This is a genomic window from Eubacterium sp. MSJ-13, from assembly GCF_018918235.1.
Taxonomy (GTDB): Bacteria; Bacillota; Clostridia; order Lachnospirales; family Lachnospiraceae; genus Butyribacter.
Genome location: NZ_JAHLQE010000003.1, coordinates 1 through 25,866, shown reverse-complemented (window position 1 = coordinate 25,866; position 25,866 = coordinate 1). Strand labels below are relative to the sequence as shown.

The 25,866-nt window shown below is 30.1% G+C and carries 23 protein-coding genes; 1 reads left to right on the top strand and 22 read right to left on the bottom strand.

Features of this window, described 5'->3' with window-relative positions:
• Positions 1-863: transposase (locus tag KQI69_RS00160; RefSeq protein ID WP_216563218.1), on the top strand; the 863-nt coding region annotated here is incomplete at its 5' end.
• Between the two features lie 104 nt (positions 864-967).
• On the opposite strand, the gene KQI69_RS00155 is transcribed toward KQI69_RS00160, so the two are convergent.
• The 22 genes from KQI69_RS00155 to KQI69_RS00050 all read right to left on the bottom strand — a co-directional run bounded on the left by KQI69_RS00155 (position 968) and on the right by KQI69_RS00050 (position 25,640).
• A complete protein-coding gene (locus KQI69_RS00155) occupies positions 968-1,255 on the bottom strand; it encodes a toll/interleukin-1 receptor domain-containing protein (protein WP_216563216.1) in 288 nt (95 codons plus the stop codon).
• A gap of 38 nt (positions 1,256-1,293) precedes the next feature.
• Positions 1,294-1,953: a hypothetical protein gene (locus tag KQI69_RS00150; RefSeq protein ID WP_216563215.1), complete on the bottom strand. Its 660-nt coding sequence runs from the start codon at positions 1,951-1,953 to the stop codon at positions 1,294-1,296.
• Positions 1,954-2,077: 124 nt separating this feature from the next.
• Positions 2,078-3,079: a type I phosphomannose isomerase catalytic subunit gene (locus KQI69_RS00145; protein ID WP_216563213.1), complete on the bottom strand. Its 1,002-nt coding sequence runs from the start codon at positions 3,077-3,079 to the stop codon at positions 2,078-2,080.
• A 34-nt stretch (positions 3,080-3,113) separates the two neighbouring features.
• The gene (locus KQI69_RS00140; protein WP_216563211.1) at positions 3,114-4,430 is read right to left on the bottom strand and encodes a sugar phosphate nucleotidyltransferase; all 1,317 of its coding nucleotides are present in this window, start codon (positions 4,428-4,430) and stop codon (positions 3,114-3,116) included.
• A 19-nt stretch (positions 4,431-4,449) separates the two neighbouring features.
• A complete protein-coding gene (gene gmd / locus KQI69_RS00135) occupies positions 4,450-5,481 on the bottom strand; it encodes a GDP-mannose 4,6-dehydratase (protein WP_216563209.1) in 1,032 nt (343 codons plus the stop codon).
• A gap of 44 nt (positions 5,482-5,525) precedes the next feature.
• Entirely contained in the window at positions 5,526-6,728 is a 1,203-nt protein-coding gene (locus tag KQI69_RS00130; protein WP_216563207.1) for a DegT/DnrJ/EryC1/StrS aminotransferase family protein, read from the bottom strand.
• A 20-nt stretch (positions 6,729-6,748) separates the two neighbouring features.
• The gene (locus KQI69_RS00125) at positions 6,749-7,681 is read right to left on the bottom strand and encodes a GDP-L-fucose synthase (protein ID WP_216563205.1); all 933 of its coding nucleotides are present in this window, start codon (positions 7,679-7,681) and stop codon (positions 6,749-6,751) included.
• Between the two features lie 23 nt (positions 7,682-7,704).
• Positions 7,705-9,045: a glycosyltransferase family 10 domain-containing protein gene (locus KQI69_RS00120; protein WP_216563203.1), complete on the bottom strand. Its 1,341-nt coding sequence runs from the start codon at positions 9,043-9,045 to the stop codon at positions 7,705-7,707.
• Positions 9,046-9,521: 476 nt separating this feature from the next.
• Positions 9,522-9,686 carry an IS66 family insertion sequence element accessory protein TnpB gene (gene tnpB / locus KQI69_RS00115; RefSeq protein WP_216563201.1) on the bottom strand — a complete coding sequence of 55 codons (165 nt, stop codon included), beginning with the start codon at positions 9,684-9,686 and terminating at the stop codon, positions 9,522-9,524.
• Between the two features lie 662 nt (positions 9,687-10,348).
• Positions 10,349-11,422, bottom strand: a complete 1,074-nt coding sequence (locus KQI69_RS00110; protein WP_216563200.1) for an FkbM family methyltransferase — start codon at positions 11,420-11,422, stop codon at positions 10,349-10,351.
• A gap of 25 nt (positions 11,423-11,447) precedes the next feature.
• Positions 11,448-12,017: a class I SAM-dependent methyltransferase gene (locus KQI69_RS00105; RefSeq protein ID WP_216563198.1), complete on the bottom strand. Its 570-nt coding sequence runs from the start codon at positions 12,015-12,017 to the stop codon at positions 11,448-11,450.
• Positions 12,014-13,750 carry an asparagine synthase (glutamine-hydrolyzing) gene (gene asnB, locus KQI69_RS00100; RefSeq protein WP_216563196.1) on the bottom strand — a complete coding sequence of 579 codons (1,737 nt, stop codon included), beginning with the start codon at positions 13,748-13,750 and terminating at the stop codon, positions 12,014-12,016. Before asnB ends, KQI69_RS00105 begins: the two co-directional genes overlap by 4 nt.
• An 86-nt stretch (positions 13,751-13,836) precedes the next feature.
• Complete coding sequence (locus KQI69_RS00095) at positions 13,837-14,748, bottom strand: hypothetical protein (protein ID WP_216563195.1); 912 nt, start codon at positions 14,746-14,748, stop codon at positions 13,837-13,839.
• Between the two features lie 5 nt (positions 14,749-14,753).
• Positions 14,754-15,929 carry a glycosyltransferase gene (locus tag KQI69_RS00090; RefSeq protein ID WP_216563193.1) on the bottom strand — a complete coding sequence of 392 codons (1,176 nt, stop codon included), beginning with the start codon at positions 15,927-15,929 and terminating at the stop codon, positions 14,754-14,756.
• 36 nt (positions 15,930-15,965) lie between these two features.
• Positions 15,966-16,940: an SDR family oxidoreductase gene (locus KQI69_RS00085; protein ID WP_216563192.1), complete on the bottom strand. Its 975-nt coding sequence runs from the start codon at positions 16,938-16,940 to the stop codon at positions 15,966-15,968.
• 26 nt (positions 16,941-16,966) lie between these two features.
• Positions 16,967-17,473, bottom strand: coding sequence for a hypothetical protein (locus KQI69_RS00080; RefSeq protein WP_216563190.1), 507 nt, complete (start codon positions 17,471-17,473; stop codon positions 16,967-16,969).
• Between the two features lie 33 nt (positions 17,474-17,506).
• The gene (locus KQI69_RS00075; protein ID WP_216563188.1) at positions 17,507-18,820 is read right to left on the bottom strand and encodes a nucleotide sugar dehydrogenase; all 1,314 of its coding nucleotides are present in this window, start codon (positions 18,818-18,820) and stop codon (positions 17,507-17,509) included.
• 20 nt (positions 18,821-18,840) lie between these two features.
• Positions 18,841-19,884 (bottom strand): glycosyltransferase domain-containing protein, encoded by a 1,044-nt coding sequence (locus KQI69_RS00070; RefSeq protein ID WP_216563186.1) that lies wholly within the window; start codon positions 19,882-19,884, stop codon positions 18,841-18,843.
• Positions 19,885-19,916: 32 nt separating this feature from the next.
• A complete protein-coding gene (locus KQI69_RS00065; protein WP_216563185.1) occupies positions 19,917-22,247 on the bottom strand; it encodes an HAD family hydrolase in 2,331 nt (776 codons plus the stop codon).
• A 256-nt stretch (positions 22,248-22,503) separates the two neighbouring features.
• On the bottom strand, positions 22,504-23,586 hold the full coding sequence (locus tag KQI69_RS00060; protein ID WP_216563184.1) for an NAD(P)-dependent oxidoreductase: 1,083 nt from the start codon (positions 23,584-23,586) through the stop codon (positions 22,504-22,506).
• A 71-nt stretch (positions 23,587-23,657) separates the two neighbouring features.
• Complete coding sequence (locus tag KQI69_RS00055; RefSeq protein ID WP_216563183.1) at positions 23,658-24,368, bottom strand: 2-C-methyl-D-erythritol 4-phosphate cytidylyltransferase; 711 nt, start codon at positions 24,366-24,368, stop codon at positions 23,658-23,660.
• 48 nt (positions 24,369-24,416) lie between these two features.
• Positions 24,417-25,640: a CDP-glycerol glycerophosphotransferase family protein gene (locus KQI69_RS00050; protein ID WP_216563182.1), complete on the bottom strand. Its 1,224-nt coding sequence runs from the start codon at positions 25,638-25,640 to the stop codon at positions 24,417-24,419.
• Between the last annotated feature and the right edge of the window lie 226 nt (positions 25,641-25,866).

Genomic DNA, 25,866 nt, shown 5'->3' with positions numbered 1-25,866 from the left:
ACTACGATTTAATGGATAATCGCAGTGCCTATGTGAATAAGCTTCAGGGTGAATTACGTATGGCGTTTCCACAGTATCTTGGCATCTTTTCCAAGGTCACAATCAATACTTCTCTTACATTGTTGGAAACTTATACCTCTCCATCAGCTTTTCTTGAAGCTGACAAACAAGAGATTATTGATATAATAAAAGCAACTGCTCGCTTTGGAACTACATATGCTCAAAATAAGTATAATGCCATTGTTCAAGCAGCAAATGAAGCAAATCAGTTTGGCTACATCATAGAAAGCAACATCAAACGTATTCGACTTTATATCAGCTTAATACGTAAATATGATGAAGAAATCAACGGTATTCTTAAATCCCTGCACGAACTTGTTGATGCAAATAAAGATACTGACTTTGTTAAGCAGATTCATATAATTGAAACGTTCAAAGGTGCTGGTTTCTTATCTGCTGTATCCATCATGGGAGAGATTGGTGACTTTTCTGCATTTTCAAAGCCGAAACAACTTTTCGCTTATTTTGGACTTGATCCGGCAGTAAAACAATCTGGTAAATTTGAAGGCACCAAGGTTCAAATGTCTAAGCGTGGTTCTGCTATAGCCAGACGTGTGATTCACACATTAACCTTACAAAGTGTCAGTATCTCCCGTAATGGAGAACCCAAAAATCCAGTCCTTCGTGAGTATTATCTCAAGAAATGCGATTCAAAGCCAAAGCTCGTAGCAATGGGTGCTGTTTCACATAAAGTATGCAACATGATATTTGCAATACTCAGAGACAACAAACCATTTGAAATCATTACTCCACAGGAGCATGTTAAACAATACAATGCTGCTAAATGCGACATAGTTGCATAAAATACTGTAAATCCAACGAGTCAATATCTTTTAAAAAAGATATTTTCACCAAGGGGGAAGTACACCCTCTTTTAGTCAGAAAATAAAATAAACTTTTTTCTTATTTAACTATTGACATTTATTAGCTGGACTTTAACAGCTATTGCAATCCTTAATTCATCTAAGCATACCCCATGTTTTCTTGTTGAATATTCAGATAAACAAGCTAATACCACATCACTTGATTTTATACCCTCATATATTTTTTCTCTCCAATTATCATCAAAATCTATGCTTTCTTTATCATACCATACATCATAATTCAATTTATTTTTTAAATAATTATATATTTTTTTACAAATGCCTATCTCAGGATTTCCATAACTAATAAATACCTTTATCTTTTTGTCCAATATCTTTTCTCCTAATTTAATTTCAACCCATATATACTTTAAATATTTTTTAATAACTTTCTTAATTTAATAGCAATTAAATTAAGAATTTCAAAATGATTTTTTAAAAACTTAGTTATTCTTCCATTAATTTCCAAAAGATAGCACAATGTGACTATAATTACAAACAAAAATATAGTTGTATCACATATTACTGCTAAATAACTTCCATTTTTCTCTCTCCATTCTTTTATAATTCTCGCAAAATTTATACTTATAAATACAACCGGTATAAACATTTTATAAAACAAATCAATTATATTCAAAACAATGGGATAATCATTTTGATAATCATCTCCTTCTCTATCAAAAAACTTTTTACATACCTCTGAACTAAGTTTTTTCTCAATCCGTTTTATATACAAATAAGTTTTTTCTATATAAATAACTTCTTGAACATATCTAATCGTAACATATGCAACTGCAATCCATAATAAGGTCTCAATAATTATATTATTCTCAGGCAATATCATATTAAATTCCTTATCAACATTTTTCTCAATAATTTCAAGTGCAATTTTACAATTTACTAAAATCAAAAATGATATAGTTTCCAATATACATAAAATAATAAAATTTTTATTTCTACTTTTCTGTGCATTTTTGCATAAACTAACTGTTTCCTTGTAATGATCATATATTAAATCAATTTTATCCATACTCCTTAATCACTTCTCCCTATATATTAAGTAAATGCTAAAATCTGCTGTTAGATCACTTTCAAATGTAGGATTTAAAGAATTATTCATTAATGCGCTATCCACCAAAACATTTTAAGCAGACTTAACATCTCACTTTCAGTAATTCACCTTTACCATGTATTCTAAATTCACCACAATCAGCTGGTATAAAAATACAGTCCCCTTTAAAAAAACTTAAAGAAAAATTATCACACCCAAACATAACACCACAGCCATCTATACATAATAAAACTTGAAATGACTCAATAATACTATTTATACTTGCCATTTTTCTGCACCTTTCTGTATTTAACAATATTCTTTGCACTTCAAAATATCTACATTTGCACAACAATTCTGTTGCATAACCGTTTCTAAATTGTATAACACTTAAATGCTGTCTTGGCAGAGCTGTTTCTGATAAATTTATTACTTCCAATGCTTTCTGTATATTAAGTTTTCTTTTTCTTCCATTAGCATCAATTCTATTATAATCATATAATCTATATGTAATATTCGAATTTTCTTGAATTTCTACAATTAAATTTCCTCTTCCAATCGCATGCACACAACCAGCCGGTATATAAAAAATATCTCCTTTATTTACATATACCCTTTGTAAATACTTTTCTATAGTTCCGTTGCTTATACTATTTTCAAGTTCATCTTTTTTTACATCATTATAGAATCCATATACTATACTGGAATTTTGTTCACAATCCAGTATATACCACATCTCATCTTTTCCTAACGACCCATTTTCCTTATTTTTAGCATATTCGTCATCAGGATGCACCTGAATAGATAAATCACTCTGTGCATCTATTATTTTTATCAAAACAGGTAGCTCACCTAATTTATTGTAAATATTTTTTCCCATAAATTCTGGATGTTTTTTTAATACATCTGTAAGTCTCATCCCATTATAATAACCGCCAAAAACTATACTATTGCCATCTTTATGCGTTGAACATTCCCATGTTTCCGCAACTTTATCCATATTTATTTTTTTACAAAATTCATCATTAAGTCTTGTTCCTCCCCAAATATAATTTTTTGCTGCTGGCTTTAGTAAAAAAGGATTATTTTTAACTAATTTTATCATTGATTCTTGTCTCCATTTAATAATTAAGCAAAAACTATTCTTCCAATTTATATTTCTTCTTATCTGCTACGCTTATATCTTTTCCTAATTGAACCTCAATTATTTTTAACTCTGTCTCAGCTATAATCGTATGCCTGCATCCAGCCTCCATTGTAACAACATCTCCAGCCTTAACCACCTTCTTCATTCCATCAACAATTACTTTACCACACCCAGAAATTATATTCCAAATTTCATCACGTCTTTCATGACTATGATAATTCATTCTACTTCCAGCTTTTAAAACAATTTTAATTGTCATACTTTCGGAACTTACATCTATTACACAATACATTCCCCAAGATTTTTCCGCATACATAACGGGTCCTTCAAACTTATCCACATATGGTTTTATATAGCTTGATTGACCCTTATCAGACACAAGTATTCCATCAGGACTAGCAGATACAACTACATCTTTTAAACCCATACACAAAATTGGAACATCCAATTCATTTATAACATGAACATTATTACACTTCTGATTCATTACAACATTTCCAATAGAATTTTCATGCATAGCTTCTGTCAATGTATTCCATGTTCCTAAATCTTTCCATTCTCCTCCAAACCTCATTACAGCAATTTTTTCTTCCTTTTCAACTACTGCATAATCAAAGCTAATACTCTCAACTTGATTATATTTTATATATAAATCATTATAATCTTTGAAATCTAGTATTTCATGGCTTTTTTGTAGTATATATTTCAATTTAAACGCGAAAACCCCGCTATTCCATAAAGCACCGTCAGCTATATACTTTTCAGCAGCTTCCTTATCAGGTTTTTCTTTAAACATCGATACAGGACTAACATGTTCTTTATTTGCTGGAATAATATACCCATACTTTTCACTTGGATATGTTGGCTCTACTCCCATAAGTGTAAGATTCTGTTCCCCAGAATTAGCTATACCTGCAATCTCTTTCAATGACACAAAATATTCCTCATCAACATAAGGATCCACTGGACAAACAATAATTGATTCATCAAGGCTAACTTTTTTAACATATGCAAGATATGAAGCAGCCAAAGCAATCGCTGGAAACGTATCTTTTCTGCTTGGTTCAACACATATATTTACATCGTTACCAATTTGATTATGTATAGAAGACACCTGCATTTTAGAAGCAGTAATTGTAATCTCAGCATTTTTATCAACTGTTCTTATCTGACTATATATTTTTTGAAGCATTGACTGATATTTTCCATTTTCATCTCTAAAAAATTTAATAAACTGTTTTGATCTTATATCATTAGACAATGGCCATAGTCTTTTCCCTGAACCTCCTGATAATAAAATAATATTCATAATATTCTCCTTACAAAAGTTAATTCTTTTTTACTAATTCCAAGTCATGTTCAACCATTATCCTAACAAGTTTTTCAAATGATGTTTTTGTAGGATTCCAACCTAACTCTGTTTTTGCCTTTTCTGGATTCCCCAATAAATTTACCACATCAGTAGGTCTGTAAAACTCTTTTGAAACTTCAATTATTATTTTACCATCTTTTTTATTCACTCCTTTTTCATCCATACCATTTCCAATAAATTCTATTTCCATACCAGCATACCCAAACGCTAATCTGCAAAAATCACGAACTGAATGTTGTTCTCCCGTTGCAATTACATAATCGTCAGGTTTATCATTCTGTAATATAAGCCACATACACTCAACATAATCCTTTGCATATCCCCAATCCCTTAAGCTAGATAAATTTCCTAAATATAGCTTATCCTGTAAACCATTGGCTATTCTAGCCGCTGCAAGTGATATTTTCCTTGTTACAAAAGTTTCCCCTCTGCGTTCTGATTCATGATTAAATAGTATACCTGAACAACAAAACATATTATAAGCTTCTCTATATTCCTTTATAATCCAATATCCGTACTGCTTTGCTACAGCATAAGGACTATACGGATGAAATGGTGTATTTTCATCCTGTGGAACCTCTTCTACTTTTCCATATAACTCAGATGTTGAAGCCTGATAAATGCGGCACTTTGCTTCTAAACCACATATTCTTACGGCTTCTAATATTCTTAATACACCTGTCGCAACAACATCAGCTGTGTATTCTGGTACATCAAACGATACACCCACATGACTTTGTGCAGCAAGATTATAAATCTCGTCAGGTACTACGCTACTGATAATTTTAACTAAACTAATAGAATCAGTCAAATCACCATAATGAAGATAAAAGTTTTTATCATTTTCTATATGTGCTATTCGTTCTCTATACTCAACAGATGATCTTCTTATCACACCATGAACTTCATATCCCTTATCCAATAAAAATTCAGCCAAATAAGAACCATCTTGCCCAGTAATACCAGTAATTAACGCAACTTTTCCCATATTCTATAATTACCTCCAAACCACTCTTATTTTTTAATAAAAAATCAATAAAACACATGTGACTTAATAAAATCTTTAATATTTTCTATCACATAGTCTAGATCATCCTTATCCATTCCATGATGACAACCAATGTAGAACCCTTTTTCATCAATCATTTTAGCAATCGGATACTGTTCTTCAATGTTTCCAAATAATTCTTTATAAATTGGCTGATTTAACAACGGCAGCATTGGTCTGGTTTCAATATTCCTTTTTTCAAGATGCTCAACAAATTCCTGCCTACTTGCATTTAATCTCTCTTTAACTACAATAGGAAACATCATGTATGTGTGTTCTACATTATTAGGATGTTTTGGCAATTGTATGTAATCCTCAAACTCTTCTAGATTTTTTATTAAATATTCTGCATTTTCATGTCTTTTTTTCATAATTTCATCTTTACGTTCTAATTGAGCCAATCCCAACGCTCCCTCTATTTCTCCTACTCTATAACTATATCCCAATCTAACAAACATAAATCTTCTGTCTATTTCTGTTTGAAGTCTTTTCGGACAAACCTGATTTCCATCTGAAGCAACACATCTTTCACAAGTACACGCCCTACCATGTGCCACAAGAGAACGTAAAATCTCCATATACTCCCTATTATCTGTACACACAATACCACCAATTCCAGTAGTAATTGTATGAGCTACATATGTGCTAAAAGCCGCCATATCACCAAAACTACCTATTTTTTTCCCATTTACCTTTGCAAAATGAGCTTCCGCACAATCTTCTATTACTCGCAAATTGTATTTTTCCGCTATTTCCATAATACTTTCCATATCACAAGGCATTCCAAATGTATGAACCGGAATAATACATTTTGTATTTTTTGATATATTCTTTTCCAACTCCCTAGGATTCATATTATATGTTATAGGATCAACATCAACAAATTTAACTTTCAGCCCCATATGAATACATGCATTTGATGTTGCTATAAATGTTATAGCTGGTACTAGCACCTCTGTATTATGATCCCATTTTTCTGTTTCAATTAATGTCGCTAATGCCAATTGTAAAGCAGTAGTTCCACTATTACACATAACTCCATATTTCAAATCATGTTCATTAGCAAAGTTCTTTTCAAATTTTGAAACATATTTTCCTTGGGATAGTCTTTCATTCTCTAATGCATCTAAAACATATTTTTTTTCAATCTCCGAAACTGAAGCATGACCAACACCTATCTTTTTCATCCATTTATCCTCTCTATATCTTAATTATTATAATTTTCCAAATACCATTTATAAGTAATCTCAATTCCCCTTTCTAAACTTGTTTTAAATTTCCATCCCTGATTAGTTAATTTTGAAACATCCATAAGTTTCTGTGGCATTCCATCTGGCTTTGATGTATCAAAAACAATCTCACCTTCATATCCAATAATGTCACTTACTAATTTGGCTAAATTGGCTATTTTTATATCACTACCTGTTCCCACATTAAAAAATTCATTACCAGAATATGTTTTCATAAGATATAAACATGCATCCGCTAAATCATCTGAAAATAAAAATTCCCTTTTCGCATTTCCAGTTCCCCATAAAATAACTTTAGAATAACCATTTTTTTTTGCTTCATGAAATTTTCTAATAAGTGCTGGAACAACATGCGAACGCTTAGGATCAAAATTATCTCCTATACCATATAAATTACAAGGCATAACACTTATATAATCTGTATCGTATTGTCTATTATACATTTCACACAATTTCATTCCTGCAATTTTAGCTATTGCATATCCCTCATTTGTAGGTTCTAATTTACCATCAAGTAAAGATTCTTCTTTCATAGGCTGTGGTGCCAATCTCGGATATATACATGAAGAACCCAAAAATAATAATTTTTTAACTCCAAATTCATAGGCAGAATTAATAACATTATTTTGGATCATCAAATTATCATAAAGAAATGTCGCTGGTGATTCTATATTCGCCATAATGCCACCTACTTTAGCAGCAGCCAACAAAACATATTTCGGTCTTTCATAATAAAAAAAATCTCTAACATCTTGCTGATTTCTTAAATCTAATTCTGAAGAAGATCTAAAAATCAAATTTTTAAAACCATCCTGTTGAAACCTTCTACATAATGCACCTCCAACCATCCCCTTATGACCAGCAATATAAATTTTTTCATCCTTATTCACAACTAAACACCTCTTAAATTCAACTAAAATAATTCTTCAATAGAAATAACTTTATAATCTCCTTTATCCTCTATTTTTTTCTTTATATTTTCAAAAGCAAATGGTAATGTAACAATTATTGCATCTACTTTCTTTAATTTTTCAGATAAAGAAATTACTTTTCTTCCATTATACTCTTCACATGATTGATCAATAAGATCTTCACAATGAATTCCATTTTTTTCAAATTCGTCAACCAAAAGTTTTCCAACTTCACCTATGCCATAAATAGATACATTTTTAATTTCTAATTTATCACATATATCTCCAATTCCACCATTTAAATTTTTTCTGACCCATTTTAATAATAACTGATAATAAACTTTTAATTTTTCTTCTCTTTTACTTACAAAAATTTCTCCGCTTTCGTTAAAAAAACGAGTTCTATATAAATCAGGATGATATCCCCTTCCTTTTCTCTTCGCTTGTAATTTACTCTGTAAAAATATATTTCTTATAAAATTTTTATATTTTTTTTCTTCCAATTCACTTTTAATTTTCTGAGCATTAGTTTGCCAAGGCTGGCATACTACTGCTCTCCATAGTTCATCAGAAGAATCTAATTCCATTACTCTTCTTATTAAATCCTCAATTTTCGTATAATCATTACAATTAATAAATGCCTTTTCATTAAATTCCTCCTTTATGGATGGATCTCCCCAATAAATAGGAACTGTTCTAGCCTGTAAACAACATAAAAGTTTCTCTGTTACATTCCCTGAAAAGCAGCAATTTTCTGCTGCAATAGAAAATTTATACGGTAATCTGTCTATTACACTTTGCCTAGCCCATTTAGGTATATTTCTACTTGTTTTATTTCCCATATTGTTTAAATGCGGACCAAGAGAATCAACTTTTTTATATTCTGATAATTTATAAAATAACCCATCCCTCTCTTTTGGTGCATTAGGATTTGAATATATAAAATTACAAAATTTTTCTTTTTTATTTAATGAACTTTCTGCTTCACTAGCTAAGTCTTCAAATATTATATTTCTATATCTTAACAATGTTGGTATACGACAAATTCTGTCTCCATACTCCAAATGTCTATCAAAAACTATAGCATAATCAAATAAATTCATATCTGGAGATATACTCTCTCCAGTAGAAAATATAGTTATTACATCATCATTAAATAATTTTTTAAATTTTTGATAGTATTTATCTTGATAATAAATTACTTCTGTTGCTATAATATAATCTGGATTAACCTCATTCCATATAAAATTTATTTCATCTTCAAAACAAAAATCAAACATCCTTTTGACATCATTTTCATTTTTTATTTCCGGATGCAATACACATATATTTATCTCTTTCAAGCAAATCTCTCCTTATGTTTAAATACTTTTTATTACCAAAAAATATGTTATATTTCTGCCTAAATTCTATTCTATTTTTCAATATTCTCCTCTCTTTCCTATATTATTAAACTTTCTATGTCCGACTAAATTATCTATCTATTACGATTAGAGCCGAGAACCTATTAGGTCGAGTTGTTACAACTATATTACATCACAACAAACAGACATCAGTTCTTCCACCACGATTTGATACAGTTATTGTACCATATTTAAGAGTAAAAAGATAGCTGATATGCTTGATTTTTAGCTATTTTATTTACTTTTATCAAACGGTTTTATTGCTTTTGGCTGTTCTATTTCAAGTCCATCCATCAGCCACTCAAACTTCTTTCATGTGAGAACCTTTACTTCATCTTGGTTGCGTAGCCATTTATAACTGCCTAAACCTGTAAGCCGTATAATAAACTATGCCATTTTTTTTCGATACATTGATTTTATGCAGTCTTTTTTCTTCCACAAAATAGAAAAAGAGCATTTTCGTCAGAATGCATTTGCAGTTTTTCTTCTATTATTGAACATAATCTGTCAATCTGTTTTCTCATATCTGTTCTGCCGCAAACCATATAAATCTTATCCAGAGCGGATATGTCACCTAACATGATACCTCCTGCAATATATTTAAAAGCTTTACTAATGTCTGCTCATTAAATCCATCCTGCAATGTTATGTATGCGTTTTTGTTTTGAAATACTATTGATGTTCTGTTTCATAAGGTAAAGCAGTACTTTCTGCTGCTTGAGGTAATATATTTACACAAACAACCTCTTGTTTTTCAGTAGTCATATCTGTATTATTTTTTTTAATTATGTTAAGGCACCTCATAACAAGTCTGTTGTCTAAGTTTTTTGATCCACCAATAAAATGTACTTGGTGCAATATCATTATCAATTCACCATTGCTTGTCAGACAAACCACTTTTACGGAATTGCATGACAAGATCATAAATTTTATCCTCACTTTGTATAATGTTGTAGTAAACGGCTTCAAGATTGTTGGAGTGAATGTTTCCAATTTTTGAGACAATCTAATTATGACATAATATTTATTGATATGCTATCCGCAGGGATATTTTGCGCTTACATTTTAACTTTTCTTTTATTTAATAATTTCGCAAATAAAAAACACCAATAAGGAAAGATTTCTTTTTAAAATATCTTTCCTTATTGGTGTTATATAATTTTATTAAAATTATCTGCTCTGCTCTGCCATTATGTATTCCTTTGTATTTTGTCAAGTCTTATTTTTTTATTATTTCAAATTTCTATATATATGCATATAATATCGTTCCAAATCCTCCCAATCCAACATGTCTTATAAACATTTTATATTCAGGAACAAGTTTGTTTATATAAAATGGTATTTCATATAAATCTGTTGATTTATGATAAATACATATTGCTAATTTGGGTTTATATTTTAATATTGTTTTTCTTGCACCAATTAAAGCCTCTGTTTCTGCTCCTTCAATATCCATTTTAATAAAAGTAGCTTCTCTTCCATCCAAAACATCATCTATCGTTATTGTTGAAATCTTGTTATTATTGTCATTGTCAACTATTTTTCCGGAATAAAATTCATCTCCATCACAGAAAGAAAGTTCTGTTTCTGAGGACCATAATCCTTTTTCAAAAAATGAAACTCTATCATATTTAAACATATTTTTCTCAATTAACCTAGCTTTATCTTTTTGTGGTTCAAACGAATAAATATGTCTATATTTATTATGTGTCCAATTTACAAATTCCTCAATAGTATCACCTGTATATGCTCCACCATCAATAAAAATCTCACCTTCAGCACATGGATTCCAAAATTCATCACTAAAGTATTCACTCTTTTTCCATTCTGTAATATTTGTGTAGTCTATAATACCATTTCTTCTTTTATAAACAATTTCATCTAAAATTGACTTTGATTTATCATCATACAAAATTTCTTTTAGTTTATTCACAATATCAGGTGGAATCACTTCCGTATGATAATTTCTATGCTCACAATCCATCCAATACTCTGACCAATAATTTTTAATTCCCATTTCCTCTAATTGTAAGCTTATAGGTCCAACATATCTACTAGTAATCAGAACAACAATATCATCTAAATCATATTTTTCTAACTCCACTGGTAAAAAAATATTATAGACATCAAATAAACTTTTGTTTGTTTTTTTTTCATCATTGTCTATAATACCTTTTATATTCCAATTTGCATTATATTTTCTAATATTTTTTATTGTCTTTTTTGCTCCTTCCAATCCCCAAAGAAATACTATTTTACCATTTATTTCTTCGTTAAATTTTTTCCAAGAATCTTCTCTAAAATTTTTATATTTCATATTTTCCTCCTTTTCATGAAATCATCTAATTATAATTTAAATATTTTTTATTTTTCATAATGTATACATTTCTAGTACCCATATCAGCTTGATATTTACCTATCTTTTTATCTATTTCCCAGTTATCATCTAATAACTCTTCCAATTTATGATTAAATGAATATTTTTTCGATACCACTGTATCTAAAACTAAATATTTTACTCTATTATTTATAAAAAATTCCTTATAAATCTCTCTTAATTCTTCTGTCGGTATACCATGTATAAAATTAACTGTTATAAGACAGTCAATTTTTTTATGAAAAATTTTATCAAATGTTCCAACAAAAAATTTAGTTCTATGCGATAACAATCTTGCAGCACTTATAACCGATTCCGACACATCATATCCTACACATTTCTTACCATAAACATTTCTTACTATATCTCCTAAACCACATCCTATCTCCAAAACAGTTCGTATATCATCTTTTTTATTAATCGTATTTACTACATCAGACACATATTTTCTATCTTCTAATGGTATTAAATGCCACTCATCAAATTTATATATTTTGTATAATATTGTTTTTAATATTTTATTATCTTTAATCACGCTATTACCTCTTTGTATTCACTTTTCCATAAATCCTCTAATAATTTTTTTCGTACACCTTCTAATCCAACTGTAAGCCCCGGAACATATTTTGGCGGTACCGAAAAACCTTTCTTTCTTCTATATAATATCTCATCAGGCAAAACATTAGTATAAGCATCTTTTAATAATTGTTTAAGATTTCCATTCGTATTGCATTCTTCCTGACTTAAAGAAAATGCAAATTCCATTAACTCTCTACTTAAAAATGGAACTCTTGTTTCTAATGAAACTGCCATGCTAACTCTATCAACTTTAGTCAAAATATCTCCAGGTAAATATGTCTTAAAATCTAAATATCTCGCTCTCGTATATTTTGGTAACTCTGGTTTATAATATTTCTTTATCAGCCAATATTCATCATAATCTTTAGGTATATTAAACATTTTTTTTGTAAGTTCTCTCTCACAATCAGGTTTACATCCCATCAAACCAGCATAATAATCAAATTCACTTCTTAAATCTTTCTCCCAAGTTTCAGAAGAAATCAAACCATTTGCTAATAACAATTTAACAATTTTAGACACATTTTCTCTATTAAATATACTATTGGTACTATTCTTATCAAACTCATTATATCTACTATATCCACCAAATAGTTCATCTCCGCCATCACCGGTTAATACAACACTGACTTTATCAGTTGCTATTTTTGAAACTATATATGACGGAAAAGCTGATGTATCTGCATAAGGTTCATCATACCAATTTCTAAATTTTTTATACAGATTTTTAACAGACTCCCTAGTTAATATTCTTACATCAGCATTCAGATCTAGCTTATTTATAAGCATTTCTGCCCACTTTATTTCACTATAATTTTTTTCCTCAAATCCAATAGAAAAAGTTTGTATATCTTTTTTTATTTTTGCACTTTCATATGTAATAATACTTGAATCAATACCACCACTAAGAAAAGTTCCAACTGGCACATCAGCTACTAACTGTTCCCTTACGGACTTACCAACTAAATATCTAAATTCCTCTGTCAAACATTCTAAGGTTCTCCTTCTTTGCACAGATGTATTAACATGTAATTTCCAATATTTTTTAATTTTTACTATACGCCTTTCACATAAATCAAACTCTAAAAAACAAGCTGGCAATAATTTCTTTATATCTTTATACATACTTTTTGGTTCTGGAATATATCCATATGAAACATAGTCATACAATGCAGTTTCATCTATACGCAACTTTCTATCTTTAAAAACTTCAGTAATAGACTTTAGTTCTGATGCAAATATAAAAATTCCATCTTTAAAATAATAATATAAAGGTTTTATCCCAGCTCTATCTCTATATATTCTTACCTTTCTATCATTCTCATCATAAATTGCTATTGCAAACATTCCATCAATTTTATCTATAAATGAAGTACCATATTTTTTATATAATGCTAAAATAACCTCTGTATCAGATGTAGTTCTGAAATTGTATTCCTTTTCAAGTTTTTGTCTCAAATTTTTAAATCCATAAATTTCACCATTAAATACTATATGAATTGACTTATCTTCACTATCCATAGGCTGCATTGCTTTCTCAGATAAATCAATAATAGATAATCTTGCAAATGCCAGTATAAAATCATTATATTTATCTACTTTTATTCCATCAGGACCCCTATGCTCAACTTTTCTTATGCCACTATTATAATTTAAGGAAAAATCATTTCCACCTAAAATTCCACACATATAACCTCTTTTCTGCACACTACTATTTTTCACAATCTAAGTTGTTAGTACTAAAACAAAAATCATAAACTTTTATGCTATAATATTTATTTAATATATTTTCTTGCAAAATCACTTAATGATATTCCTATATATTTTTCTGAAATACTTTTAAATAAATTTTCCAAATTATCATACAATCTTTCTATATCCCTTGTATTTTTAAATGTTGGACTCCCCCCTGGCATTAATTCAGAAGAATGTAACATAAATTCCATATAATTACAATCCGATTTATAATTATCATCTATTAACCATAACAAATCTTTTAAATTTTTTCCATTTGGTCTCATCCAAATTTTCTCATTTTTAGAATTTTTTCTAATTGTCATAGGAACTTCAATAATGTTACATTTACCATAAAATATATTTTTATATTTTAACTTACAAACTTTATCTTTATATATACTCCATGATCTTCCATTTGAATATTTTGTATAACCAACATTATCTCTCCATGTTACTTTAGGTGTAATACTACAATCTACAAAAATTCCTAATTCTTCTAAACATTTTATAATATAATCATTTAGGTACCATCTTCCACCTCTGTGACTTGTAATCTCTGCTTGAAAAACTTTACATAAATGATCATATAAAAAACATAATTTATCCCTTATAATTTTTTTAGGATATTCCCCTAAATATGAATTATTTCCACCATTGGCAAATTTTAATGGATAATACGGTGGTGAATTCCACGCATGCATATGCATCCCAATCTCTAAACAACCATATTTATTCCCATATGTCGCCATTTCAATAAATGGTTGTGCATTTGACATCTCATAATTAGTCAAATATGTTGGTATAAAATTATATTTTTCACACAATTCCTGAAAGCGAACTATATATTCAGCATTCTTATTTGTAATACCTCTAATCTTTGCATCTGTATTTTTTACATTCCATAGATTATCACCCTCTGTATCTATAGTAATAATAAAATATTTTTTCATACCAATCAATCCTCTATTAATTCATCCCATTTCTTACCTATATTGCCTTTATCAAATCTACTAATATATTTCTTTGCACAATCACGATAATGCAATTGAATTTTCTTCCTACTCAAAAGTTTAATCATGGCATCCGCAAGTTTTTTTTCTTCCTCACACAATTCTGAATCACTACACTCTGAAATATCTGGAACCATTATTCCGTATTTCAGATATGATACTTTTTCCACCTTTTTGTTTATAAATCTCCCAGCTAAAATTTCTTTTGGAGCGCCTGGACAATCTACAGATATAACTGGAGTACCTATATACAAAGCTTCTAACATTCCATTCGGAAATCCCTCTGTTTTAGAAGTTAATATATATCCCTTACTCATCTTTAAATACGGATATACATTGTTTTTATGTCCTACAAAAGTAACATTTTCCTGTATACCTAATTTTTTTACTAAAACATTAAGTCTGTTCCTACACTCCCCGTCACCTACAAATAATAATTTTGCATCTGGTATAATCTTTACCGTCTCAGAAAATGCCTTAATAATATGCCATTGTCTCTTTACATAGTCTAACCTATTAACAGATATGAGTACATTATCACCATAATTCCATTCTATTTTTTCATTTAAAGATAAATCAATATAAGATAAATTCATTGGATTTTCTATAATTTCTATTTTTTTTCCTTTTATTTTCCAATTCTTTATCAAATCTTTTTTTGCATATTTAGACATTACAATTATATTATCTGCTTTATTATAGACCCAATGTAAAAATCTCGAATCATAGAAAATTTTTTCCCTAAATTCTTCTTTCCTTTCTGTTAAAATAGTACACACTCTTATAATTACTTTCTCTTTTCTCTTCGATAAAATATTAATACAGTTTGCTTCTTCCATAAAACTAATAGCTACATCTATATTATACTTTTTCTTCAATTTTCTTAACTCAATACTTCTTTCAAGGATTGAATTAAATTGTTTAACTTTACTATTTTCACTATTTGACGGAGATAAATAAACTATGTTGCCACTGTGCGGATATGCTGTTCTCCTATCGTATTTTTCTAAAAACAAATATACATTGTTGTTATTTGAAAAATATTGGGATAAAACACTTGCGACCCTTTCCGCTCCACCACCTGACAATGATGGAATAATTATTGCAATATTTCTTTTCATTAGCACCCTTCCTTAAAAATATTTCCACCTAATATATTATATATTTTCTAAATACCATTGAATAGCTGCATATATTCCCTTTTCAAAACTCCAATCTGGATCATATCCTAAATTTCTCTTTGCCTTAGTTATATCAGCATTACTATCTCTAATATCACCTTTTCTTTCTTCTCCAAATATAGGTTCTATTTTTTTTCCTAATGCCGATGAAATCACATTATAAACATCTATAAGATATTCCCTACCTCCAAAGGCAATATTATATGACTCACCTGCAAAATCAGATGATGCCTTACAAGCCTTCAAATTTGCTTCTATAACATTTTCCACATAAGTAAAGTCTCTACTTTGATAACCATCACCATTTATAGTAGGTCTCTCATTTTCTTTTAATAACTTAATAAACTTTGGTATTACCGCTGCATAAGCACCATTTGGATCCTGCCTTTTTCCAAAAACATTAAAATATCTCATGCCATAAGTATCTAAACCATATAATTTATTATATAAATATGCATAGCCCTCATCTGTTTTTTTTGTTAAGGCATATGGTGAAAGCACCTTTCCCTCATTTCCTTCTATTTTAGGCAATTCCATTGAATCACCATATACAGATGAACTAGATGCATAAACAAACTTTTTAACATTAGCCTGCCTTGCTGCTTCTAACATATTTAATGTTCCACGAATATTTACCTCTTCATAATATAAAGGCATTTCTATACTCCTTGGTACACTCCCCCATGCTGCTTGATGTAATACATATGTAACATTTTCACAAGCTCTCTTACAGGTTGTAAAGTCTGTAATATCACCTTCAATAAAATTATAATTTGGGTTGTTAATAAAAATATCTACATTTGCTTTTTTTCCTGTAGATAAGTTGTCTAAACACACAACCTTATTCCCTTTATCTAATATTGCCTCGCATAAATTTGACCCAATAAATCCAGCTCCGCCAGTAACTAAAAATACATCTTTTTTATCAAATACAACATTTGAATATCCCATTAGTCCCGCCTCTTTTCATTTTTTAATTACATATCAAAAACAATATCTTCTAAAGACAATATTTTACAATCTGCTAAAACACTCTTTATGTTTTCCTCTATTGAATCATATGCAAAAGTTGGCGTAACAATTATTGCATCCACGCCATCAACATCATTAAGTTTTTCTACACTTACAATAGGCAATTCATCAATACCGTAATATAATTTTTCAGCATTTTTATCTACAAAATATTTAACCTCAATGTCTGAAGGTTTCAATTCCTGGTATAATAACTCCCCTAAATTTCCCATTCCATAAATTGCAACTGTCTTTATATTTTGCTTTTCTAAATATTCTGATGATTTTTTGTCTTCTAATTTATTTGTCATCCACTGTGATAAAATTGTATAATATGAATTTAATCTTGTTATTTTACTATTATCCTGACTCTTGTTTTCTTTAGAAAAAAGTTTAAATTTTACTATTGAAGCTACTCCTACTGTTGTTGTAATTCCCGCTAATACAGCACCTATAATTTTTGATTTCTTCATCTTTATTTCCTCCAAATTAATTTTTAATTATTTTTATAAACGCCAATAAACATATTCTTCTTTTGAAAATATACTGTTGTCGAATATCCCTTTAACATCAATTATAACTTTTTTATTTTTCAAGTAATCTTTTTCTAATAAATTACCATATTCATTCTTAAAATTATCGTGACCTACAGCTATAACATAAACATTGTATTTTTCTGATTTAAACTTATTCAAAATATTAACATCATAAAGTCTCTTTGCTTCCTTACAATCAGCTACAGGATCATAAATATCTGGCATAATTCCATATTCCTGTAATTCTTTCACTATATCGTAAACTTTTGTATTTCTAGTATCTGGACAATTTTCTTTAAAAGTAAAACCTAAAATACAAACTTTCACTTTCTTTATATCTAAATCTGCCTTTATAATCTTTTTAATTGTTGTCTCTGCTATATATTTTCCCATACTATCATTAATTCTTCTTCCAGCCATTATTACCTCTGGATGATATCCTATTTGTTCAGCTTTATATGCCAAATAATACGGATCAACACCTATACAGTGACCACCTACAAGACCCGGATAGAATTTTAAAAAATTCCATTTTGTGCCGGCAGCTTCCAAAACTGACTTAGTATCAATATTCATCTTATCAAATATAATTGAAAGTTCATTCATAAATGCTATATTTATATCTCTTTGACTATTCTCAATTACTTTTGCAGCTTCAGCAACTTTAATGCTTTCAGCCTTATAAACTCCTGCTTTTGCCACAATCTGATATACATTTGCAATTTCTTCTAATGACTCCTCATCCATTCCAGATACGATTTTTACAATTGTATCAAGTCTATGTACTTTATCTCCCGGATTAATCCTTTCTGGTGAATAACCTACTTTAAAATCTTCCCCACACTTTAATCCTGATTCTCTTTCCAAAATTGGAACACAAATTTCTTCCGTCACGCCAGGATATACTGTAGATTCATAAACCACTATAGAACCCTTAACTAAATGTTTTCCTAATTCTTCACTAGCAGATATAACAGGACGCAAATCCGGGGTATGATCTTCTTTCACCGGTGTAGGTACCGCAACAATATGAAACATTGCTTTTTCCAAATTTACTGCTTTGTCGGTAAAATCTACCTTTGTTTTTTTTATAATCTCATCTCCCACTTCATTTGTAGGATCCACTCCATTTCTATACGACTCTATTTTTTCACTATTTTTATCATATCCTATAACATTTATTTCATTTGCAAACGCAACTGCAATTGGCATTCCAACATAACCTAATCCTATTAAAGATAGAGTCGCTTGTTTATTTACTAATTTATTATATAACTTACTCATACAAATCTCCTCATAAAAAATTATTTACCCTGATATATTTTTTCATGTGCATATCTTCTAAAATATTCATTATCCATAATGTTCAAATCAGTTACATCAAAGAAAAATTTATTTTTCCATGCAACATAATTAAAACTTAATTGATCTCTACGACTATACTCACATATCAATTTCCACCAATCATTCATTACATCAATCACATCATTCTCATTATGTTTTCTTACTATGAATCCTCCTGCTATAAGTTCATTATCATCTAAAAAACCTGTACTCATAATACTTTCAAGTTCCTCTTCTATAATATCCGGATTATCATAGTTTAATAGTGAACAAATTCTAGCCTCATCTTTTATAGACTTTCTTACCTGATGTAAAAAGCATATCATATTACTTTTTGTATGATATCTATTAACCAATTTTCTTAAGTCCCCTGTTATCTGCAATTGCCCATCTATCCAAATACTCCATTTATATTCAGGAAACAATTTATTTGGAAACAATTTGTATTTTTTAGCTGTTCTATTATAATCATTATTTTCTATTTTAATCTTTTTTATTTCCCATATATCAGACTTAATATCATCCCTATCTGTAAAACATATATACTTAAAATTATCATCAATATATTCTGGTTCTCTTAAGCAATCAAATCCACCTGTTATTGATGTGTAAACTATAACTTTTTCATTTAAATTTAAAGTGTCTTCTCTATAATCATTACTATTTATACCATTTTTCTCATAATATTTTTTATATCTTTCATGTATCTTTTCAAGTTCACGATAATGTCTATTTTTTATTTTCTCTTTTGGTATATTATAATTTGTGATCAAACCCTCAGAAATTTCCTTATAAAAATTACTAGCAATTATAATCGCATCATAATCAACATTAGGAATATCCCTAGGCGGAATTATTTTTTTTCCTAAAAATAATTCACCATGTTTCTGTTCATTATTATCAGAAAATGCTAATACCTCAAAGCACTGACTATCTAAGTCTGCTTTAACATAATGCTCACTAGCCCTCCCTGTTCCAAATATTATAACTTTTTCTTTCTTCATATAAATTTATCATCCTTCAAATAAAATATATCTCATACCGAATATATCCTTGCCACTCTGTTAGTCCTGCCATACTTTTCCTTTATAAACTCACTTATCTCACTTATAGAAAACAATGATGTAACTATGTATGTATCATTTCCTTTTTCCATCGCTTCATCAAGTCCCATAACCGGTATTCCTTCTTTTTTCGTTCCCCATATAGACTCTTTCCTGTCTATAAAGGCATTTACTTTTATATGGTAAAGACTACATATAAAATAAAACTGTCTTCCATTTTCACCTGCACCATAAAGCGAAACTTCTGTAACTCCGTCTGACTGAACTTTTTCTACTACTTCCTGCATGGCCTTCGCTATTTCATTACCTGCACCATTTTTCATGGCACGGCGTACATAATAGTATTCATCGCCAAGTGTTACAACACCTTTAGGCCAGACTATATTACTTCCCTTATATGTATAACTAACATTACATTTATCTACAAAATCCGTTCCTTTTTCTTCTAAAAGTCTTAGATTTTCTTCTGTTATGATCGTTTTCTTATACTCTGTCCCAAAATTTGTATCTGCTTCCATCTGTTTTATCAATCTTGCTTCTGAAAGCCTTGGCATATCTATAAGTCTGTGAAGCAACATCAAACTTTCCCGTCTGTTTTCAATAATCTTTTTAACTTCATCCGGTCGCTGTTTTCTAAATGCATGAAAAGCCTTTTGAAAATCGAGTGTTCCTTCAAATGATGCTCTCGTAACCTTTTCATTATTTACTGAAACAGATTTTACAGGTACTATCCTATCATTTTTTATCTCATAGCCTATCGTGCTTCCCTCTGTGACAGATATGAATTTTTCAAGAATGTCTGTTGTTCTGTGTATCGTTGAAACTAAATCTGTATTTTCTGCAAATGTGCTATAATACCCTTCAAAGTCCATTCCATCATAAATTTTGTCTCCTGTCAGGCCTATAGCAAGAAAATGTTTCATTTTATACGGGATATTCTCAATCTTTAGTGCCTGCTCCATCCACATCTGTATTCTTCCAAAGAAACCTATATCAATTGTTGCAATATTCTCCATATCGCCAATTTCCTGCTTCAAATATGCAACCAACAATTTTCTCTGATCTGATACATATTTCTCCATCTTTTCTATATTTTCTTTTTGTAAAAATACATTTATAAGATGTTCTTTTAGTGTAGTATCACTATAAGATATGGTATGTGAATCTTTCCAACGCAGATCACCATATTTCTCTAAAATTTCATGTTCTATACTCTCTGGCTCAAGTCCCATCAATCTTAACGACTCACTTACTGTAAGATTTCTGGCACCTATCATATTTTCTATTTCTTCCCTGTCTATTTTTTTAATAGAAGGTATATATGTTACTTTTCTTGATATATATATTGGTCTTACATCAAGTTCCATGTCTCTTGAAGCTGCTTCCTTTTCAAGTAGTTTCCCAAGGATGTATCCTTCTCTCATAAATGGATATATCCTTTTTATTTCTGACTTTTCAAGTCTGTCACATACATAACTTATATATGTTGTCAAAAATGGACCTACAATTGATGAACCTATTTCATATGCCTGTCTTTCCAGATCATCAGAATATTTCTGCATTCCATGATATGATACAACTTTTCTTAATGACAATATTTTCTTTTGCGGTATATCATGTCGTATCTTTTCATAATCATATATACTGTTCAACTTATCAGGTATTGCATCATAATGAACTGCTGAGATTCCTGCACTTAAAGGCTGTGTATAATCTGCATTTTTATTGTCACCTACATGCACTATATTTTTTTTGTCAACATCACCCAACCTTGAAAACAACACATCAAATAATTTACCATTTTGTTTTGAACATCTTTCTTCACATGAAATAATAATGTGTTCAAATATTGATGTATCTATGCCATTGACTTCTAATATATCTACAATATCTTTCTTTTTAAGATACATATCCGATAGTAAAACAAGTCTTTTTCCCTTTTCTGAAAGTTTCTTTGCAATTTCCCACATAAAGTCATTGCGATAGCATACTCTTTTTTCCGTTTCAACTTCAAGTCTTTCAAGTTTTTCTATATCAGAGACAATAAATTTAGGAAATTCAGCATATATTTCTGATAAAACAACTTCTCTATTAAATTCCTTCTTTTTGTTTCTCGCCCTTCGCTCCATCTCCATACGAAGCTTCATAAATTCTTTTTTTGATATATCAGTAAGCTTTATATCATCTGCCTGTTCCCATACCTGTTCAAATACATCTCTAGGATTAGCAACATTCCTAAGAAGTAATGTATCAAAAATATCAAAGCTTATTATATTATATTTTTCTAATTGTTCTAAAATCATCACATTACCTCTTTTCTTATCTTTATATTTTGTAAATAGCTATTACACTTTATTTTTTTGAAAATAAAAAAAGACAATCAATATCCTGACAGACATTGCAGTCTGTCCTACAAAACTCTAATTGATCATCTTTCTATCTATAGCCATATTGTTTCCTCCATGAATGTACTCTTATATCTTACAGCCTCCATGCTGTTTTTATCTTTAATACTTATATCGACACATTTTTTATTTTGTTTAGTATCTGCCAAATATTTCATATTTTCATACTTTTTAAGTCCTGAACTACTTTTTCCAAGCCATCCTCTACTTTTGTCAACGGTTTCCAACCAAGCCTTATAAGTTTTTCATCACTCAATATCTGATATTCTGACACCGAATATCCCTTTTTTTCTTCTTCCTCTGGTATTTGAATCACAAGCTTTGTTCCTGCCGTTTTTGTAAGTATCCGTGCCATCTGTCTTATCGTCACTTCTGATGCATGATTTCCTATGTTGTATACCTGCGACCTTTCTCCTTTTTGAAGTATCGTTATTATGGCATTTGCTGTGTCAACTACATAGCACATTGACCTTTTCTGATTTCCTGCACTTTTCATTACGATATTCTCACCATCAACTGCATTTCTTATAAATTGTGCAGCCACACGGCTGTCTTTTTCTGTCATGGTCTGTCCATATGTATGACATGGTCTGCATCTGACAACATCTACACCGTATTGTTCCGAATAACAGACGCACATATTCTCTGCTGCCCTCTTGCTTTCAGGATAGCACGAACGGCTTTTGTTAAAGTCAAGCCTTCCTATTTCTTCCTCTATATACGGCTCCGCTTTACCTGTATAACCATAAACCTCCCCTGTCGATACAAATAATATTCTGCTGTTGTTTTCTTTTGCATACTCGAGCATATTCATTGTACCTTCAAGATTAGCTTTTATTACGCTTACAGGATCTTTAACAAATGCCGCCGGATCTCCATAACTTGCCGCATGTATTATATAATCTGTTGCCGGATATGATTGTTTTTGACAAACATCTCCTTGTATGAGCGTTATACTTATATTTGCACTTGCATCTTTTCTTGTATTAATATCTGCACAATTGTCATATACATTTTTTTCTTTGTATAATTCTCGTGCTTTCTTTAAATCTCTTACAAGTACATATATTGAAATTCCTATATTATATATTTCGCCTGCCATATACAGCATATCAACAACAGCTCTTCCTATCATTCCAGTTGCACCTGTTACAAAAATTTTTTTTCCTTCAAATTCACTCCAGTTTACAGATGAAGCTGTTATTGCACTTTTCAGATCATTAATGTAATTTTTCATTTAACCACCATTTTTCTACTGTCATGAGTTTGGAGCAAAATACCTTTCGCCCCAGCATCATTATATTTTGATTACTTCAGCCATTCATCTTTCTTCGATACAAGAAGTGCCTTAAATATCTCAATATCGTCTGTCGTTGTAAGTTTGATATTTTTTTCTGAACCTGTTGAAAAGCATACTTTTTCTCCAAGTTCTATCATAAGTGTACAAGTAGCTATAGAATTGGTTATTCCACGCTTTGCAGCTTCCTCATGTGCCCACACAAGCTTTTCAAGGAAAAACGCCTGCGGTGTCTGTGTCCTTGCAAGCTTATCTCTATGTATTGTCTGCGTTGATGACTGTCTGTCATCAGATAAGAGCATGGCTTCTGCGCATGGTATAACTGTCACTGCAGAACCGTTTGTCAAGCACTTTGATATACAATCTGATATAATCTCCTGTGATACCATAGGTCTTATAGCATCATGTATAAGCACCATATCTTTCATAGAATATCTTTCCTTTATTGCCATTACACCATTTTTTATAGATTCCTGACCATTTTTACCACCTTGAACTACAAAACTCAGTTTTGTTATATTAAACTGTTTTGCATATGCCTTCAATATTTCCTGCCATCCATCAAGACATACTACACCTATAGCATCGATATTGGGATGCCTCTGAAATGCTTCTAATGTGTATACTATTACAGGCTTATCCTTTACATTTATAAATTGTTTTGGTATGTCCTGATTCATACGCTGGCCACTGCCACCTGCTATCAATAATGCTATATTCATACTAAACTCCATTCCGCCAACTTTATAATACGGCACAAATTTATCTATTTAATCAACAAACATTTTTCTAAGTTTTTTACATATTCTTTTACATGCAAAACCATCTGATCTTTCAAAAATCCTGTTTCTAAGCTCAAGCCTGCCCTCTTCATAATCATCATGTTCAAATGTATATTTGATGGTATCCATAAATTCCTGCATCGTATATGTCTTTTTTTCAGGCATATAATCATCATAATCAAAATAGCACTCTCTTGTATCCTTAGAATATTCTTCAAAATCATAAGGAAACAATACTGATGGTCTGTTTAACATAAGATAATCTGAATATATTGACGAATAATCTGTTGTAAGCATATCACAATATTTTAAAATTGTATATGTATCAACTTCTGGGTTTATATCCACTATATTTGAATAATTTATCTTTGCAAATTTATCTTTAAGTTTTGATTTTGGATGAAGTTTAGTATAAAACATATAACCATTCTCTTTCAAAAACTTATTAAACTTTTCCAAATCCATAACATCAAAAAATAATGTTTCAGATGCTCTAAATGTCGGCATATAATATATTATCTTTAACCCTTCATCATGATTTTTTTCTAATTGTGATATAAGAACTTTTTCTTCCTGTGATAAAATATTTTCTATCTTCTCATCATCAAACAATATATCATTTCTAGGATATCCATCTTTTATTATGTGTGGCAGATCAGTATTAAATGCTGATGTAAATATATCCGCCATCATATCAGATGTCGCCAAAGTATAATGATGTGGTTTCTCGTCTGACAGTCTTCTTGGGAATGTCTTGAATTTTTCCCAATTATTTTTAGGATGACGCACCTTGTCAAATTTATTATCATAGTTTGTCTTTTTATTTCCAGAACCATGCCACAGATTAAATTTAACAGCACCACCCGACAGCCAGAATGATATATCCTTTGAATAATTGTCAAAAATATAGATACCGGCTCTCAAGCACATGCATACTCCTTTAAAGGAGTGATAGTAATATGCCTCATACCCATTTTTATTTAAAAGCTTTACGATATCTTTATTGTGTGATATCCATATTGGTCTGATATCTTTCTCATGCTGTGCCGTATACAGGTATAAATATTTTGGATTATCAGCAAATCTTCTTCCAAAGGTACTGCCAAAAAGCCACATCTTCTTATCTTTTGGCACTAAAAAAGATAACCAATAGACTGGCAGCTCCAACAACTGTCCCCAATATTTCAGTCCATCAATTATCTTGCTAATCATTATCATTTCCGTTACTGAAAACTTATAAAAAGTTGTAAACTTTTATGTTTCATTCCTACTTCATTGAGTATGCTTTCGCACTATAAAACAGTTGCTACTGGCAGTTCCTTATACTCTCCATAGGCGTAAATTCCTGACTAACGCATCAGTACATATCTGTAATAACTGGAAAGTGTTATGCTACAGATTGTCTTAAAACATTCTCCCCATATCTTTTCAGATTTAA

Excerpts from the sequence above, each read along its gene's own strand:
- KQI69_RS00150 (WP_216563215.1), bottom strand. The coding sequence starts at position 1,953 with ATGGATAAAATTGATTTAATATATGATCATTACAAGGAAACAGTTAGT.
- KQI69_RS00145 (WP_216563213.1), bottom strand. The coding sequence starts at position 3,079 with ATGATAAAATTAGTTAAAAATAATCCTTTTTTACTAAAGCCAGCAGCA.
- KQI69_RS00140 (WP_216563211.1), bottom strand. The coding sequence starts at position 4,430 with ATGAATATTATTTTATTATCAGGAGGTTCAGGGAAAAGACTATGGCCA.
- gmd (WP_216563209.1), bottom strand. The coding sequence starts at position 5,481 with ATGGGAAAAGTTGCGTTAATTACTGGTATTACTGGGCAAGATGGTTCT.
- KQI69_RS00130 (WP_216563207.1), bottom strand. The coding sequence starts at position 6,728 with ATGAAAAAGATAGGTGTTGGTCATGCTTCAGTTTCGGAGATTGAAAAA.
- tnpB (WP_216563201.1), bottom strand. The coding sequence starts at position 9,686 with ATGTTAGGTGACATATCCGCTCTGGATAAGATTTATATGGTTTGCGGC.
- KQI69_RS00110 (WP_216563200.1), bottom strand. The coding sequence starts at position 11,422 with ATGAAATATAAAAATTTTAGAGAAGATTCTTGGAAAAAATTTAACGAA.
- asnB (WP_216563196.1), bottom strand. The coding sequence starts at position 13,750 with ATGTGTGGAATTTTAGGTGGAAATGATTTTTCCTTAAATTATAATAGT.
- KQI69_RS00095 (WP_216563195.1), bottom strand. The coding sequence starts at position 14,748 with ATGAAAAAATATTTTATTATTACTATAGATACAGAGGGTGATAATCTA.
- KQI69_RS00090 (WP_216563193.1), bottom strand. The coding sequence starts at position 15,929 with ATGAAAAGAAATATTGCAATAATTATTCCATCATTGTCAGGTGGTGGA.
- KQI69_RS00085 (WP_216563192.1), bottom strand. The coding sequence starts at position 16,940 with ATGGGATATTCAAATGTTGTATTTGATAAAAAAGATGTATTTTTAGTT.
- KQI69_RS00080 (WP_216563190.1), bottom strand. The coding sequence starts at position 17,473 with ATGAAGAAATCAAAAATTATAGGTGCTGTATTAGCGGGAATTACAACA.
- KQI69_RS00075 (WP_216563188.1), bottom strand. The coding sequence starts at position 18,820 with ATGAGTAAGTTATATAATAAATTAGTAAATAAACAAGCGACTCTATCT.
- KQI69_RS00070 (WP_216563186.1), bottom strand. The coding sequence starts at position 19,884 with ATGAAGAAAGAAAAAGTTATAATATTTGGAACAGGGAGGGCTAGTGAG.
- KQI69_RS00065 (WP_216563185.1), bottom strand. The coding sequence starts at position 22,247 with ATGATTTTAGAACAATTAGAAAAATATAATATAATAAGCTTTGATATT.
- KQI69_RS00060 (WP_216563184.1), bottom strand. The coding sequence starts at position 23,586 with ATGAAAAATTACATTAATGATCTGAAAAGTGCAATAACAGCTTCATCT.
- KQI69_RS00055 (WP_216563183.1), bottom strand. The coding sequence starts at position 24,368 with ATGAATATAGCATTATTGATAGCAGGTGGCAGTGGCCAGCGTATGAAT.
- KQI69_RS00050 (WP_216563182.1), bottom strand. The coding sequence starts at position 25,640 with ATGATTAGCAAGATAATTGATGGACTGAAATATTGGGGACAGTTGTTG.